General features: G+C 38.7%; 19 protein-coding genes. 6 read left to right on the top strand and 13 right to left on the bottom strand.

Going from position 1 to position 16,196, the window contains the following annotated elements; translation table 11 throughout:
* Nucleotides 1-100 precede the first annotated feature (100 nt).
* Nucleotides 101-1,252 (top strand): cyclic di-GMP phosphodiesterase, encoded by a 1,152-nt coding sequence (locus QUE09_RS02720; RefSeq protein WP_286234668.1) that lies wholly within the window; start codon nt 101-103, stop codon nt 1,250-1,252.
* On the opposite strand, the gene QUE09_RS02715 is transcribed toward QUE09_RS02720, so the two are convergent.
* The 3 genes from QUE09_RS02715 to QUE09_RS02705 all read right to left on the bottom strand — a co-directional run bounded on the left by QUE09_RS02715 (nt 1,249) and on the right by QUE09_RS02705 (nt 4,083).
* Complete coding sequence (locus QUE09_RS02715) at nt 1,249-2,661, bottom strand: M20/M25/M40 family metallo-hydrolase (protein WP_286234667.1); 1,413 nt, start codon at nt 2,659-2,661, stop codon at nt 1,249-1,251. The two genes, QUE09_RS02720 and QUE09_RS02715, sit on opposite strands and share 4 nt — an antisense overlap.
* Nucleotides 2,662-2,934: 273 nt before the next feature.
* Entirely contained in the window at nt 2,935-3,276 is a 342-nt protein-coding gene (gene erpA, locus QUE09_RS02710; protein WP_286234666.1) for an iron-sulfur cluster insertion protein ErpA, read from the bottom strand.
* Between the two features lie 51 nt (nt 3,277-3,327).
* A complete protein-coding gene (locus QUE09_RS02705; RefSeq protein WP_286234665.1) occupies nt 3,328-4,083 on the bottom strand; it encodes a DUF6776 family protein in 756 nt (251 codons plus the stop codon).
* A gap of 61 nt (nt 4,084-4,144) precedes the next feature.
* Between QUE09_RS02705 and QUE09_RS02700 the strand changes: the two genes are divergently transcribed.
* The 4 genes from QUE09_RS02700 (at nt 4,145) to hemL (ending at nt 8,720) form a co-directional block, all read left to right on the top strand.
* Nucleotides 4,145-5,830, top strand: coding sequence for a chloride channel protein (locus tag QUE09_RS02700; RefSeq protein ID WP_286234664.1), 1,686 nt, complete (start codon nt 4,145-4,147; stop codon nt 5,828-5,830).
* On the top strand, nt 5,824-6,261 hold the full coding sequence (locus QUE09_RS02695; RefSeq protein WP_434017506.1) for a CopD family protein: 438 nt from the start codon (nt 5,824-5,826) through the stop codon (nt 6,259-6,261). The genes QUE09_RS02700 and QUE09_RS02695 overlap by 7 nt, the downstream gene beginning before the upstream one ends.
* 146 nt (nt 6,262-6,407) lie before the next feature.
* On the top strand, nt 6,408-7,421 hold the full coding sequence (locus QUE09_RS02690) for an aspartate carbamoyltransferase (RefSeq protein WP_286234662.1): 1,014 nt from the start codon (nt 6,408-6,410) through the stop codon (nt 7,419-7,421).
* A gap of 9 nt (nt 7,422-7,430) precedes the next feature.
* A complete protein-coding gene (hemL, locus tag QUE09_RS02685) occupies nt 7,431-8,720 on the top strand; it encodes a glutamate-1-semialdehyde 2,1-aminomutase (protein WP_286234661.1) in 1,290 nt (429 codons plus the stop codon).
* 77 nt (nt 8,721-8,797) lie between these two features.
* On the opposite strand, the gene QUE09_RS02680 is transcribed toward hemL, so the two are convergent.
* The 6 genes from QUE09_RS02680 to QUE09_RS02655 form a co-directional block, all read right to left on the bottom strand.
* Nucleotides 8,798-9,199 (bottom strand): hypothetical protein, encoded by a 402-nt coding sequence (locus QUE09_RS02680; RefSeq protein WP_286234660.1) that lies wholly within the window; start codon nt 9,197-9,199, stop codon nt 8,798-8,800.
* A gap of 321 nt (nt 9,200-9,520) precedes the next feature.
* Nucleotides 9,521-9,913 (bottom strand): 30S ribosomal protein S9, encoded by a 393-nt coding sequence (gene rpsI, locus QUE09_RS02675; protein ID WP_286234659.1) that lies wholly within the window; start codon nt 9,911-9,913, stop codon nt 9,521-9,523.
* Nucleotides 9,914-9,916: 3 nt separating this feature from the next.
* Nucleotides 9,917-10,345 (bottom strand): 50S ribosomal protein L13, encoded by a 429-nt coding sequence (rplM, locus tag QUE09_RS02670; protein ID WP_286234658.1) that lies wholly within the window; start codon nt 10,343-10,345, stop codon nt 9,917-9,919.
* Between the two features lie 375 nt (nt 10,346-10,720).
* Nucleotides 10,721-11,500, bottom strand: coding sequence for a TIGR04219 family outer membrane beta-barrel protein (locus QUE09_RS02665; RefSeq protein WP_286234657.1), 780 nt, complete (start codon nt 11,498-11,500; stop codon nt 10,721-10,723).
* Nucleotides 11,501-11,504: 4 nt separating this feature from the next.
* Entirely contained in the window at nt 11,505-12,497 is a 993-nt protein-coding gene (locus QUE09_RS02660; protein ID WP_286234656.1) for a DUF2333 family protein, read from the bottom strand.
* A gap of 9 nt (nt 12,498-12,506) precedes the next feature.
* Nucleotides 12,507-13,007, bottom strand: a complete 501-nt coding sequence (locus QUE09_RS02655; RefSeq protein ID WP_286234655.1) for a copper chaperone PCu(A)C — start codon at nt 13,005-13,007, stop codon at nt 12,507-12,509.
* A 67-nt stretch (nt 13,008-13,074) separates the two neighbouring features.
* On the opposite strand from QUE09_RS02655, the gene QUE09_RS02650 reads away from it, so the two are divergent.
* Nucleotides 13,075-13,812: an enoyl-CoA hydratase-related protein gene (locus QUE09_RS02650; RefSeq protein WP_286234654.1), complete on the top strand. Its 738-nt coding sequence runs from the start codon at nt 13,075-13,077 to the stop codon at nt 13,810-13,812.
* Between the two features lie 34 nt (nt 13,813-13,846).
* On the opposite strand, the gene QUE09_RS02645 is transcribed toward QUE09_RS02650, so the two are convergent.
* From QUE09_RS02645 to pspA, 4 genes are all read right to left on the bottom strand, one after another.
* Nucleotides 13,847-14,821, bottom strand: coding sequence for a tetratricopeptide repeat protein (locus QUE09_RS02645; RefSeq protein WP_286234653.1), 975 nt, complete (start codon nt 14,819-14,821; stop codon nt 13,847-13,849).
* A 34-nt stretch (nt 14,822-14,855) separates the two neighbouring features.
* On the bottom strand, nt 14,856-15,197 hold the full coding sequence (locus QUE09_RS02640; protein WP_286234652.1) for a hypothetical protein: 342 nt from the start codon (nt 15,195-15,197) through the stop codon (nt 14,856-14,858).
* A gap of 42 nt (nt 15,198-15,239) precedes the next feature.
* Nucleotides 15,240-15,449, bottom strand: coding sequence for a PspC domain-containing protein (locus tag QUE09_RS02635; RefSeq protein WP_286234651.1), 210 nt, complete (start codon nt 15,447-15,449; stop codon nt 15,240-15,242).
* An 81-nt stretch (nt 15,450-15,530) separates the two neighbouring features.
* Entirely contained in the window at nt 15,531-16,193 is a 663-nt protein-coding gene (gene pspA, locus QUE09_RS02630) for a phage shock protein PspA (protein WP_286234650.1), read from the bottom strand.
* Between the last annotated feature and the right edge of the window lie 3 nt (nt 16,194-16,196).

The following is a 16,196-nucleotide window of genomic DNA, read 5'->3' as shown; positions in this document are numbered from 1 at the left end:
TCGTTTTTTAACACGTTGATGAGCGTATTTAAAATACCTTTTAATTGTCGCTAAGGTTTTATTACTTATCTATAAAAATCAGTTAACTAGGAAAACATTAATGCTAAAAGAGTTAAACGTATCTGAGTTGAAAATTGGTGATTACGTTGTCGAAATAACAAAACAATCTGCAAAGTACACCTTAACAAATGCAGGTAATATAAAAAATGATCGTGTAATAAATAACCTTATTGCTAAAGGCGTACAACGTGTCGTAATTGATACTGACAAAACCCTGACACAACCACTATCAAGCAAAGAAGATAAATCATTATCTGATCAAATACGTGATGCAAAAGATATCTTTGCAGTGGCTAAAGAGATACAAAAGAAAGTGTTTAAAGACGCTACTCAGGGTAGACCTTTAGATTTAAGCCCTATTACAGAGATCACGGATAGAGCAATTGATGAAATTTTTAAAAATTCAAATGCACTTGCCAATGTAATCAATATTAGGAATAAAGATGAATACTTACTTGAGCATTCAATTTCAGTTTCTATACTGATTACCATTTTTGCCAAGTATCTCAATTTGGAAAAGACGATTATACAACAACTTGCTATTGGGGCGTTTTTGCATGATGTAGGCAAAATACTGGTACCTGAAGAAGTACTTAATAAACCAGGAAAGTTGACGGAAGATGAGTTCATCATTATGAAGTCACACGTAAACCACTCGATCGATATCATTCAAAACACGCCGGGCATATCCGCGCTTAGCCTAGAGGTTGCAGCCCTGCATCATGAAAAGCTAAATGGCCAAGGTTACCCTTATAATATTCCTGGCGATCATATTTCACTGCATGGTCGCATGATTGCTATCTGCGATATTTTTGATGCGTTAACCGCCTCACGCTGTTACAAGCAAGGCTATACGCATAATAAAGCATTTTCTATTTTAAAAAATCTCGCTGAACAAGAACATTTAGATAGCAAACTGGTTGCACAGTTTATTCAATGCATGGGAGTTTACCCGGTTGGCTCTTTAGTTGAGTTAAATTCAGGTAAAATAGCGATAGTGGAAGAAATTCAACCTGAAGATTTAATAAGTCCTAAAGTCAAAGCATTTTATAGTGCAAAGCACCACCATTTTATAGAAACCAAATATATTGATCTCGCAAAATCAGAAGACTTTATCGTCAAAGGCGTTAGACCCGATGATCTTAATTTAGACATGAATAAGATCATCGAGGAATTGTTAATTGAAGGCTAATGCCTAAAATTAACCGTACTATTAGCGGCAAAATAGCTAAATAATGTATAAACTGCAGTTGCTTGTTTCATCACTAATGGGTCAACTTTATCGAGCGTATCATTTTCCGTATGATGATAATCAAAATACGTTGAACCATCCGGTGCAAAATTCATACTTGACATACCAGCCTCACTCAATAAGCTCATATCAGATTGCGCTTTAGCATTGTTTTCTAATGACAACTCTACACCTAGTGGCGTTAAATAGTGGGCAAACTCTTTAACAGCAGGCATCGATTTTTCACCGACGCCAGAGGTTACTTTATAAATATTACCAGTACCGAAATCCCACTCTGCCCCCAAGACATGTTTGTCCATTTCATCTTTATGATCAACCAAGTATTGACGAGCCCCAAGTAAACCAACTTCTTCAGCAGCAAATAAAATAACCCGAATAGTACGGTTTGGCTTGTTCGGTAATTGATTAATATGATGAGCCGCTGCCATCACAATGCCAACGCCCATACCATCATCAACAGCACCTGTACCGACATCCCAACTATCTAAATGCGCGCCTATCGCTACAATTTCATCAGGAAACTTACTACCTGTAATTTCACCAATCACATTAGCAGACTTAGCTACAATTTTATCATCAGTAGACGACGTTAACGTCAGAGTCATGGTCACCGCTTTTTTACGCTTTAACTGATTGATTAACATGTCAGCATCAGGATTAGAAATTGCCGCTGCAGGTATTTTTTTTACATCATCTTGATAACGCATAATACCAGTGTGAGCGATACGATTGCTGTCTGTGCCTACGGAGCGCATAATAAGCGCTGACGCGCCTTTTTTAGCCGCAATATTTGCCCCCCCAACACGCGTACCCACGGCTTCACCATATCCATGGCCATCAAGGTGACGCTCCATACGGTAAGACACAAATGCAATTTTTCCCGCTAAACTGTTGTCTGGCGCTGCTTTTAATTCAGCTAACGACTCAAAATGAGCAACTTCAGCTTGAATACCTTGTTCTCCAGTACCTATCGAACCACCCAAGGCAATCGCTACTAACGGTTGCGGGTATGGAGTTAAAATAGCAGCAGATGCCTTTCCCCTGCGCCAAAAAGTACCAGTAACTTCTTCAGTCCAAACCTTATCAAACCCGAGAGATTGCATTTTATCTACCGCCCATTTAATCGATTTTTTATCGCCTTCTGAGCCCATCAATCGGTGACCTACTTCTGTCGTCAATGATTCGACAATCTGATAAGAAAGAGCAGAGTCTTTTGCTGTATCGCGCAACGCTGCCATATTTTCTTGTTGTACTTTTGTCAGGGTGTTTGAATATGCTAGTGAAGTAGAAAGTAAACCACTGCACAACAGCAACACTTTAACAACACTATGCTTTTTTAGTCGTATCATTTTAAATCCCATTATTATTGCTATTTTATCTGCACATTACACTAGCACACTTTACTTGTTTACAACCACGCAAAGATTCGAGCGCCTAAACGTTTGTTACTCGCTCCTGAGACATACAATATTAAACACGTTTACACGTACCTTTTTAAAGCAATGACTGACTTAACCGAATTGATGTTACATCAGTAAGGGGGAAAACTGGGAGATATTAATCGCGCAAGGAGTAAATGATATACCTTGCGCATAATTGACGAAAACTGAGGAGATTACTTACTACATAGAAAACGACGAACCACAACCACAAGTTGTTGTCGCATTTGGGTTGTTGACAAGAAAACGACTGCCTTCTAGGCCTTCAGTATAATCTACTTCACCATCAACTAAATACTGCAAACTCATCGGATCAACAACCATAGTGACACCTTGTTTTACTATCGTCATATCACCTTCGTTGACCTTTTCATCAAAAGTAAAACCATATTGAAAACCTGAACAACCTCCGCCTGTAACATATACACGTAACTTCAGGTTTGGGTTTTCCTCTTCAGTGATCAAAGCCAACACTTTACTCGCAGCGGCATCAGTAAATTTAATCGGTACTTCTGGGTTTGACATAAACTTCAACTCTCACTCTAATATGCTGGAATTATCGTAAACTTGACTAATTTAGTCAAGTATTAGCGACGTAGTTTGTTTGGGGGTTTGAACAACATCTGCCCAAGAATAGCTTTGATCGATTCGTTGGTAGGCTTGCCATTTACTTTTTGGCATAACTGCCGACAACTCAATTTGATCAGGTGAAAAGTGCTCAGGCAAAGTAAGCTCTCCCTCAATAATCTGGAAGTACTGAAAACTAAAACCTAACTGTTTTTTTGTTATTTCAGAAATCTTGCTCAATTCTAACTTTACAGGCTTATCTTTTAAACTGCCGTGCAATACTAATTTTATATGCCCTTTAGCAAAGCGTTTTCTCACTTTCTGTTGAACTAAAACGACCTGAAAGCGATAGTGTCTTGGACTCGCCGTGCTTGAGAGCGTCAATTTATCAATAACAAGTCCATCTGCTTGTTTTTCTGGCGCCATTACTTTTTCATAAAAAGCTAACTCAGTTTTAACCTTGAAGTGTTGCTGTTCTATTTCAGTTAACAGGTTTTGTGACTTTTGATTGGCAAGACGTTCAACTTCTAACTCAACTTCCAGTGTATTTATGCGGCGAATATGCTCTTCTTGCTGTTGATACAAATGATCTAAGCGTTGTTGCATTTGATGAAGCGTGGTTTGTTGAAAGCCATGGAAAAAGTTACCAATTCGGTACCCACAAAAAAAGCATGTCACGATTAAGGCAATCAATAACAGCGACGAGCGGAAAGTCCCCAAGCGCTCGACAATACTATTTAAATTTAATTTTGCTAACCAACTCATATGAAAAGTATTATGATACCAATGAAATACAACAATAATAACCGACGACAAGCTTCATAATATGATGAATAACTTAGCGCTAAAAAAACATCTTGCTCAACCCAAGACGTCTTGGCAGCTTTGTTTACTTGCCGCGATTGGCGGTATCGCTGCAGCAGCGATAGTGATACTTTTTACTTTTAGTATCAAAGAATTACAAAGCTTATACCAACTCCTGGTCGACAATTATATCAAGTCTGACGTCGTAAGTCGTATGCTATTACCAATTATTGGTGCATTAGTTATATTAATAATCGCTACTATTACCGGCTATCAGTATTTACGGACAGGCATTCCTTTTGTTTTACATCGATTGAAAGTCGCTTATGGTGTTATGCCACTGCGCAATACGTTAAATCAATTTTTTGGTAGTACTTTAGCAATCGCGAGCGGTTTTTCAGTCGGTAGAGAAGGGCCCGCTGTTCATTTGGGAGCAGCTTGTAGTAGCTATATCGGCAATAAGCTAGGTTTACCTTTTAATACGGTAAGAACCTTGTGTGCGTGCGGAATCGCTGCTGGGATTTCTGCCAGTTTTAACACCCCCGTTGCAGCCGTTATTTTTGTAATGGAAGTGATATTGCGAGAGTATAAGGTCTATATCTTTATTCCTATTATGATCGCGGCTCTTGTTGGTTCTATGATCACTCACGGTGTCTATGGCCCCGCCCATCAATATGAGTTTTTTGACAAAATTGAATTAACCGCCATTCATTATCCAATACTTGTAGTATTTGGCATTACATTGGGCATACTCGCTTTTATCTTTAATAAAAATTTAACAACGCTCATACAATTCGCCAATAAATACTCCCTTAAAAAACGATTACTCGTTGCTGCACTCATCACCGCATTTTTTAGTGCTTTAATCCCAGCCGCAATAAGCACTGAAATTCAATTTAGCCAATTTAGCACTGAGTTTTCTCAACCCATGACATTCGTGCTATTACTACTATTCGCCAAACTCGTAATGACGATAACGGCACTTGGTTTAGGCATTCCAGGGGGGGTCGTTGGACCAATATTAGTTATTGGCGCAATTTCGGGCGTAGTTGCAGCTGAAACTATTGTGACCTTTATTCCCGGCGATAATTTACCAACAGATTATGCCTTAATGGGCATGGCCGGCTTTATGGCCGCAACGCTCAATGCACCGTTAGCCGCACTATTAGCGGTAGTTGAACTTTCAGGGCAACTTGAGGTTATTGTGCCAGCGATGCTAGTTATCTCAACTGCTTGTGTCTCCTCCGGACAGTTTTTCAAGAACCGCAGTGTTTTTGTTATGCAGTTAGAAGTCCAAAACCTACTATATCGACAGCCGCCTATCGAAAAATCGTTACAACGAATTGGCGTACTCGCGGCAATGAATTCGCAATTTGAACTAGTAGAAAGCGATAATGTGAAACTGCTGACCGAACGATATTTATTAAGTGAGGGTAATACATTACTGATCTCTCAATCGGTAGATGATCCAGCATCCTTTATATGGCATCAAGCACGGGTGTCTGAAGATAACGATGTTCAATCATTTGATAATCACACGTTAGTTGCGATTGAAAGCCGAGCAACACTCGCCGAAGCATATGCCGCGTTGAGCGATGCACGTAGAGGTGCGGTTTATATTTATCAACAGGATAAAAGTAAAGTGTTGGGTATTTTATCTTTTGCTCAAATAAGACGCTTTTTATTAGAAGGAAATACACGATTATGACAATACTTTGGCTAAAAGCACTTCATGTCAGTTTTATGGTTGCGTGGTTTGCAGGAATTTTTTATTTACCAAGACTTTTTGTAAACCATGCTGAAGCCACCGATAGCAATGTTATTGAACAATTAAAAGGTATGGAAAAACGGTTACTATACTTTATTACCCCATTTGCGCTATTAACCGTTACCTTTGGCTTATTGCTCATATATTCCTATGGCATAGCATGGTTTAACACCGCTATTTGGCTGCATATTAAGGTGACTTTAGTGCTAGTACTGCTTGCCTATCACGGTTACTGTTTTCGTCTTTTATATTTATTTAAACATGATAAAAATACTAGAAGCGGTCGCTTTTATCGTATATTTAATGAAATACCAGTTCTCATTTTATTTGCGGTAGTCATACTCGCATATGTAAAGCCAAGTGTTGGCTAATATTGTGTAAATTTCGCATAACAATTTGTTGAATATGCGTTCTCAATAACGGCGGAATATGGTATATTTCGCCCGATTTTTTCAGCGTGTTTAAGACATTATTCAATAGCATGAATTAAGCACCCTTTCATTATTTAGGAAAGACTATGATGACCTTTGAAGGCAGCCATATCCTTTCAGTTTCACAATTTGATCGTGAGGCTATCTCGAGAATTTTGTCTGTTTCAGCACAAATGGCGCCATATGCAATGCGTCAAAAAAGATGTTGTGTTTTGGACGGTGCAATTCTCAACAATTTATTTTTTGAGCCAAGCACTAGAACCCGTGTGAGTTTTGGTACTGCGTTCAACTTACTTGGTGGCTTTGTTAGAGAAACGGTTGGGCAAGAAAACTCGTCTCTCAGTAAAGGAGAATCATTATTTGATACTGCCCGTGTTATTAGTGGCTATTCAGATGTTATCGCGATGCGGCACCCTAAAATGCACTCTGTGAGCGAGTTTGCGACCGGTAGTAGTGTACCTGTTATTAATGGTGGTGACGGTGCCAATGAACATCCTACACAAGCATTGTTAGATTTATTTACCATTGAATCTGAAATGAAACCGCATGGCAGAACACTAGATGGTTTACATATTGCCTTAATGGGTGATTTAAAGCATGGTCGTACCGTGCATTCTTTATCTAAGCTTCTCAGCTTGTACAACAATATTACCGTAACAATGATCGCTCCAGATGCTTTACAAATGCCCGATAACGTTATCGCTACACTGGAAAATGCTGGTCATAAAGTGATCCTTACCGATAAAGTAGAGGGTAACTTGGCCTGTGATGTGATATACCAGACGCGTATTCAGCAAGAACGCTTTGCAAGTCAAGGTGAAGCTGACTTATATCGCGGGCATTTCAGCCTTAATAGAGATGTTTATCAACAATATTGTCAGGCTCACACCGTAATCATGCATCCTTTACCTAGAGATTCTAGACCTGAAGCAAATGAATTAGATACAGATCTTAATGATCTCGATAACCTAGCTATTTTCAGACAAGCACAAAATGGCGTACTGGTACGTATGGCGCTTTTTGCATTAACCCTAGGCGTTGAAAACTCACTAACCAAATACGAAAAACCAATAACATGGTTTACCAATAAAACCGGTTAAGGACTTTAAATGAATAAATCAGAACAATTATTCGAACAAGCAAAACAAATCATTCCTGGTGGCGTTAATTCTCCAGTACGAGCTTTTAATGGCGTAGGTGGAACACCTTGTTTTATTGAACATGCAAACGGCGCATATATGTATGACGCCAATGACAAAGAATATATTGATTATGTTGGTTCTTGGGGGCCAATGATCCTTGGCCATAATCATCCTGCAATAAAAAAAGCAGTCATTGAAGCAGCAGAAAATGGATTAAGCTTTGGCGCGCCAACTGAAATTGAAATTATCATGGCGCAAAAAGTAAAAGCCGTGGTTCCTTCGATGGAAATGCTGCGCATGGTAAGCTCCGGTACGGAAGCAACCATGAGTGCAATTCGTTTAGCAAGAGGCTATACCGGCAGAGATAAAATTCTAAAATTTGAAGGTTGCTACCACGGTCATGCCGACTCATTGTTAGTTAAAGCTGGTTCTGGCGCTTTGACCATGGGTGTACCTAATTCACCTGGCATACCAGAAGACTTTGCTAAGCATACAATTACCGTTAATTTTAATGATATTGAGCAAGTAAAGCAGGTGTTCAACGATATTGGCGATCAAATCGCTTGTATCATTGTAGAACCTGTTGCTGGCAACATGAATTGCATACCACCAATACCTGGATTTTTAGAAGGATTACGCGAGGTTTGTGATCAATACAAATCGGTGCTTATTTTTGATGAGGTTATGACCGGATTTCGCGTTGCATTAGGTGGTGCACAGGCCTACTATAATGTTACACCAGATTTAACCACCTTAGGTAAGGTCATTGGCGGTGGCATGCCCGTTGGCGCTTTCGGTGGTAAAAAAGAAATCATGAACTTTATTGCGCCGGTTGGCCCGGTATATCAAGCAGGTACATTATCAGGAAATCCACTAGCCATGGCTGCAGGTTTAGCATCTCTAAATGAATTATGTGATGGTGATAAGCACGCTGTACTTAGTATAAAAACAGAAACACTTGCTAAAGGTTTTAAAGCAGCGGCTGACAAGCATGGTATTTCGTTGTCTATTAACTATGTTGGTGCAATGTTTGGATTCTTTTTTACCGAAGAAACACAAGTCACAAGTTATGCGCAAGCAACGGCATGCGACGGTGAATTATTTAAACGTTTTTATCATTTAATGCTCGATGAAGGTGTTTACCTTGCCCCTTCTGCTTTTGAAGCGAGCTTTTTATCTACGGCACATTCAGATGAAGATATTGCGAAAACACTTATTGCTGCCGATAAATGTTTCGCTGCCTTGAAAAACGCATAATTTCGCTTCTTGTTAGCTTATTGATTAATGAGCACTAATGAAAAAGCGGCCATCAGGCCGCTTTTTCATTTAACGCTTTATTCTACTTTTGCTTTCGTAGTTTGTAGTTCATGTTGCAACCAATCATAGGCTTGCTGCCAACCTAACTCCAATCCAGAAAAAGCACGACAATTCCATTTATCCATAGCTCGTACTGCTTGTAAATTATTAGAAATTTCTTGACCTTCAGGTGAATAATAAACAAAAGCTATCGCTTTTAAATGCTCATAAGAGGCAACACTAAGTTTTGCTTCAAAGCTATATGAATAGTGATTAACCTTGTTTACCAACATCGCAAATTCATCAGTAAACCTACTAAGAATAAAGTTATGGCATTCTTCAACCATATCTAAATCCATCACTATGCCTTCATCGACTACGACCTCAACTACATTATTAGAAAGTAAATTAAATTGCCCGAAACTTAAGCGATGCTTCATCTTAGGCCCCCAAAAAGTACTTCATTTAATTTGTAGTTTTTATCTCTGTGCAACAGCACCCTAATAACATAGTTGTAATAAAGCAATAATTCAATTAATAATCATTATTATTTAATGCTTTTGTTCTTCTATTCTGAAAGCACCGCGTAACTCGGATCCAACCAATTATTTCAACAGTTTGTATACCTTAGAAAATTTAGAACGATAAAAGTTTTTATCAACAATAAGGGGTAATAAAATTCATTGATAACGATTATGCAATTACTAAACATCAGGCATAAAAAAACCGGCATAAGCCGGTTTTTTGCGTAACGTATAAAATTAACGTTTTGAAAATTGTGGACGTTTACGTGCTTTATGTAAACCAACTTTCTTACGTTCAACTTTACGTGCATCACGTGTAACGAAACCAGCTTTACGAAGTTCGCTTCGTAATGTTTCGTCATATTGTAATAACGCACGAGTAATACCGTGACGAATTGCACCTGCTTGACCTGTGCTACCACCACCTGCAACAGTGATGTTGAAGTCAAACTTCTCAGTTACTTCTGCTAATTCGATTGGTTGACGAACAACCATACGCGCAGTTTCACGTGCAAAGTATTCTGTAATGTCACGCTTGTTAATTGTAATTGCACCACTACCAGCTTTCATGAACACACGAGCAGTAGAGCTCTTACGACGACCAGTACCGTAATATTGATTATCAGCCATTGCTTACAGCTCCAAAGGTTGTGGTTGTTGTGCAGCATGCTTGTGCTCTGGGCCAGCATACACTTTTAACTTGCGGTACATTTCACGACCTAAAGGTCCTTTAGGAAGCATACCTTTTACAGCGAATTCAATCGCACGCTCTGGCGCTTTTTCAATTAGCTTTTCAAAGCTAATTTGCTTTAAACCACCAGGGAATTCTGTGTGCGAGTAGTAAATTTTACCCTTCGCTTTATTACCAGTTACTTTTACTTTCTCTGCGTTTACAACAACAATATAGTCGCCTGTATCACAATGAGGTGTGTATTCTGGCTTATGCTTACCGCGCAAACGGCTAGCAATTTCAGTAGCGATACGACCAAGAGTTTTATTCTCAGCGTCCACTAAAAACCATTCGCGTTGTACGCTTTCTGGCTTAGCTACAAAAGTTTTCATTTGAAAAACCCAATATTAAAAATGTTACTTAAAAAACAGCTAAATGCTGCAGTTCAATGAGGCTACGCTTTTACCCCTTCGAGTATCGAGCCCTTTGTTTATGGTTTGGGAAAAACCTAATAAACAAAATTGTAACGTTAGGGAGCGCAGGATTATACAGAATCTATTTGATAAAATCACGTACAAATTTTAATCTTTTTTATATTTTTTCAATAAAATAGCTATAGATACGATTAATGTATTTATCTACCATGTTGAAAAAGGGGCAACATCACCTATACAACAAGGTACAAACCCAGTAGGTGTTTATTGAAAATAAAGCGCCATCAAACATATGGCGCTTGATACGAAACAATATTACTTGCTAGAACAACTTTAGAAATGAACAGTTACGCCGGCAAAAACACCTTTAAACTCTAGATTAGAATAAAGGTTATTTAGGTCTTCTAATTCTAGTTTAACCGCGCGATATCCTAATGAAAAACTGACGTCGACCGCTAGATTATCAATAGCTTCATAACTGACTCCTGCTTGATAATCATACAATGTGTGATCATCGAGAGATAAAAAGTTTCCTTGCGCGAACAAATCTACACCAGTAAATGGTAAGCCAACAATCGTTGACGCATAAAGCATAGGCACCATTTCATCTGTTGCAATTTTACCTGTTACTTCTATCGTTGATGTACTTCCGTCGTTACTGACTTCAGCAAGCCCTGAGAGTGAGACATCGCCGTCAAAATCTCGCCCCGTTATCCCTAAATCAAATGAAAATAACCCATTATCAAAAAACTCATAATACAAAGTGTAATCAGTGTAACTGACATCAAAGTTTGCGTTGACGTCGCGACCTGATGCAAAAGTATAACCATCAAATTGAATGTCCGAATCCAGTTGTGTCATGCCCTTTGTCTCTAAACTGGTATGAGAAATTCTCGCATTAGGGATGAAAGGAATGGGGTGTTCTATCGCAATGAATGAACTTCCTTGCTGTTCATCGGCAAGTTGAAAGTTAGTTTGTCCGCCGCTTTCACCAAAAATACCGCTAGCTTTATTATCCCAAACTTGTCCACCAAGGTATACGCCAATGGCATCTGCTTGTACAGTTGACGTGAATAAAATAGCTGATAAAGCCGTTACTAAAACTTTGTTCATGTAGTTATCCCTGACTAAGTAAATCATTTAAATCAATAAGTGCTGCGTTAGCACGTGAAATATAATTCGCCATCACTAAGGAGTGATTTGCTAAAACGCCAAATCCATCGCCATTAAGTATCATAGGGCTCCAAATTGCTTCTTGGCTCGCTTCTAACTCTCTTATAATTTGTTGAAGGCTTACTTTGGCATTTTTCTTTGCTAATACATCACTAAAGTCTATTTCAATTGCCTTAAGAAAATGAAGAAGCACCCACGTTGCACCACGCGCTTCATAAAACTCATTGTCGATCTGCCACCAACTCGTTTTTAATTGAACGTGATTGGCCGCAAAAGTTGACTGCGTTGCAGCATCGTCTCCTGCTAGATCAACATTTAACTGGTCACGGCCAACACTGGCACTTAATCGTTGAGAATAACTACCCATCCGTTTTGTCACCTCTTGCAACCAATCACGTAAATTATCAGCACGTGCATAAAATTGTGCCTGTTGAGAGTTAACATCTGAAAGTTGCTTACGATAAAGATAAAGTGCATCAATCGCTTTTTGGTATTCATTCTCAGCACTAGGCATCGCCCAGCTTTTGTGGTCAATATTTAATTGAGGTTGTGCAATTTGAAGCTGCTTGTTTTCTAATGATTGTGATTGCGAGCGGCTAAACTCTTGTCTCATAATTAGCGCCATATCACGAATCATTTCTAATGCACCAAACTCCCAGGCAGGAATATTATCGAGAAACACTGACGGTGGAAGCGCATCATTTGCTAAATAACCACCTGGTTTTTCTAAGATGGTTTCAGTTACTCTGATTAATGCCGTTGTTGTTGTATAGCCAACAACCGGTGAAACATTTTCGGTTTTCGCGGCATCGATCACTTCTTGCTTAAGATCTAGTCTGTCTGGCTCAAAACTCCAGTAAACTCCTAAAAAGTAAAGACTAAAGAAGACAACGGCAAAGGCTGAAGCAACTGTTTTTACTGAAAAGTTAACGTTCATATGTCACTCCTAATGATGATTATGTGCATGCTTAGCTTTCTTTTTACGTTTAATACTTTCAACTGGAAGGGAAATTGGCAGTTGTTCACCATCTTTAAATTGCAACGTTAGTTCAACATTGTCGCCTACTTTTAATGGTTTATTGAGTTCAAAGATCATTAAATGTAAACCCGATGGCTGCAAAGTTACAGCGTCATGCATATTTATAACAATAGATTCTCGTTGACGCATTTTCATCATACCTTCAGACATTTGATGTTCATGTATTTCAATACGAGGACTAATATTACTTGTAGCGCCAATAAGTTCTTTCACGTTCATACTATGATTAGTAATCACCATATAAGCTGACGATATATTAGTACCCGGTATTGTTGCTCTAATATATCCATTTTCAACCTTAACATGATTATCAGCATGAACAGCCAGAGAAAAAAGAGAAATTACAGCGGCAACTAATGCCGCGCTAATACGTGTTTGATGAGCTTTTGCAAATATTCTAACATTCATAACTTGCTATGTTTCCTTCATTACTCATATTATGGTTATACTGCCATTGTAACTAAGCTAACTTCAAATGGATAACTTAATTCTTTCAAATTTACAAAATAATGTACTTAGCGTAACACTTAACCGTTTTGATAAAAAAAACGCATTAAATTCAGAGATGTACCTAACATTATGTAAAATATTGTCAGCTGCATCAGATAACCCTAATGTACACAGTGTACTCATCCAAGGTAACGACGCCTGTTTTTGTGCAGGCAACGATTTAGCTGACTTTATCAAACATGCTAACGACGAAGAGCTTGCCGCTTTCCAATTTGTTAAAGCACTCGCACATTTTGACAAGCCTTTGATTGCAGCGGTTGCTGGGCCTGCTGTCGGTATTGGCACAACAATGTTACTTCATTGTGATTACATCGTAGCAACTACAGATGCAAAACTTAAATTGCCGTTCAGTCAGCTTGGACTATGCCCAGAAGCCGCTTCAAGTGTTTTACTACCCTTACGTGTTGGACATAACAAGGCCTTTGAATTGCTTGTACTTGGCGAAACCTTCAATGGTCAACAAGCACACGAACTCGGGTTAATCAATAAGGTCGTAGATACAAACCTACTATTACCAACAGCCTTAACGGTTGCTGAAACCATAGCTAAACTGCCTGCCGACGCGACTCAAACAAGTCGTCGATTGATTAAGCAAGCGACACAAGCCCAGGTTTTACAAGCTATTGAGCAAGAAGCCGTTGAATTTTCTCGCTTAGTAAAAACACCAGATTGCCAACACATTCTAAAATCGTTCTTTAATTAGCCATTAACGCTAAAAACTAATGAGTTATTCATTATTAACTCATTAGTTTTTTTAACCGTTTACGAAGCTGCTTTACTTTTTTTTCTAGTTTTTCATTATCTTTCAAAATGATGGAGTTAAGAATTTGTTCAGCAGCAGTAAAGTCTTTTTTATGCACAAGCAGTTGCGCGAGTCGATAATGACTCCAATTTTTGTATCGCGTACTTTCTAAATGCTGTGCTTGCTTTAACGCATTAATACCAAGCTCAATATTATTCCCAGTTTCAGCTGCCAACTTCCCTTGTTGATACAAAGCTTGTGCTTTGTCTTCATTGTTTTGTGCAAATTTTACCGCGAGCTTGAGATCTTCATTTGCACGTTCCCAAGCTTCTGATTCAATATTAGCCATCGCACGTGTAAGATATAATGCACCGCTTTCAGGGTATTCTGCCAATCCTTCAGCTAAAGTACTGTACGCTTTTTCTGACTGTTCATTGTTACGGTAAATGGTTGCGAGCTGTCGATAGCCTTTAACCGGTGATAGTTGAATAAGCTTTTTAGCATAAGTAGTCGCTTTATCTACGTCACCACCAGCAATAGTTGGTGCATGCAAATAGAACCCTATTGCAGTATCTAAAGCATCTATATAATGCGGGTTCAGCGTTAACGTTTTCTCGATAGCCTCAACAAAATCTTCCGCGTAGCCTAGCTTAGAAAAGATACTTGCTTGTTGTGCCATTACAACTGCACTCACGGCAAAATAATAATTAACTTTGTCGTTCTCTGGCGCTTTTTCTCTTAATGTTTCAAAGTAGTCGTATGCCTCTTCACCTTGCTGTTCAGCTAGCAAAAATCGACCTTGGATGAGCTTTCCGTTTATCGACTGTTTGATCTCCTTAGAAAGTGTTGCATACGAAGCCTTCGCATCTAATATATTCCCTTTTGCTAATGCTTCTTCGACTTTTTGAGTTGAGGAAGCAGTGGCATTAAAACTAATAACTAGCGAGGCGATGATTACTAAACTTTTCATTATTATCCTTATAAATTTTTATCGTAAACGCTTGTTAGTTACAGTGTGCTTTCTGTGTATTGCGAGAGCAAAGCCAAATAATACCGATAACGAGCAACAAGGGCCAAAATGCTCCTATCAATGCCATTGCAATCGCACCAAAAACTAACATAGTAATAAAGATTACAGTACCAAAAACACTAACCACGATAGCTATTCCAGCAATAACTAACAAAACAACAACTAAAGCTGAGATACTTATGGCTTTCAAAGGTTCAATTAACTCTTCCCCCATATAGACATCAATATCGAGCAACTCAATGACACTCGCTCCGAGCATATAAGTCAGCACCAAGGTTGCAATAATGGCAAGTATCAATGATTTAAAAAGTGACATACTTTACTCCTCATGAAACCGTCTATACGTCGGTAAACATTATTAACGATTTGGTAATAATACTGCTGCTGTTATGTACGCAACGGCGGTAACTACAGGAAAGGTAAATAACGAGACAATCGCTGCAATTCTTACTCCCCAACTTGGTAATTCATAATGGTTAGCGATACCGGCGCATACGCCCGAAATTTTTCTATTTAAACAATCTTTAGATAATTGTGGACGACGATTACAGTGGCGTTGATATTTCATCTTTAATTCCTCACATTTAGGTATGGCATTTAAGAGCGCAATGACACCTTAAATATTTATGTGCCATTGCTACACTAACAACTAAGCATTCACAGCCTGTTTTTTCATGCTTTCAAGCTCTTTGTCGATACGCTCGTCTGTTTCAAGTGCTGAAATTTGACTAGCAAGATCTTGGTTTGATGTCATATCAAAGGCTTCAACTTGTGCTTCTACTTCATCAATCTTTTGTTGGTAGCGTTCAAACTTTGTAATCGCTTCATCAATGTTGTAAATGTGTGCTTTTTCTCGCACTTTTAAACGTACCGTAGCTGATTCTTGCCTTAACACGAACGCTTCTTGCTTTCTTTTTGCTTCCGATAGTTTCTCTTGTAACCGTTGACCATCTTCTTGAACAGCGGCTAGAAAATCTTCTAGTTGTGCCAATTCTTCAGATAATGCATCTCGTTCATCTTGGGATTTATGCTTTTCTACTAAGGCCGCTTTTGCAAGGTCATCGCGGTCTTTTTCAATGGCCACTTCAGCCTTTTCTTGCCAACTAGCAACTGATTTTTCAAGTTGACGAATTTGACGCAATAATGTTTTCTTCTCAGCAATATGTTTTGCTGCAGTAGACCTCACCTCAACTAACGTTTCTTCCATTTCCTGAATGATCAATTTGATCATTTTTTCAGGATCTTCTGCTTTATCCAACATGCTATTGATATTGGCGTTTACGATATCTGCAAATCTAGAAAACATTCCCATGGT

This window comes from Thalassotalea sediminis (genome assembly GCF_030295915.1).
GTDB lineage: Bacteria > Pseudomonadota > Gammaproteobacteria > Enterobacterales > Alteromonadaceae > Thalassotalea_C > Thalassotalea_C sediminis.
Note: the sequence above shows the minus strand (reverse complement) of the source record. Positions and strands in the feature narration are given on the sequence as shown.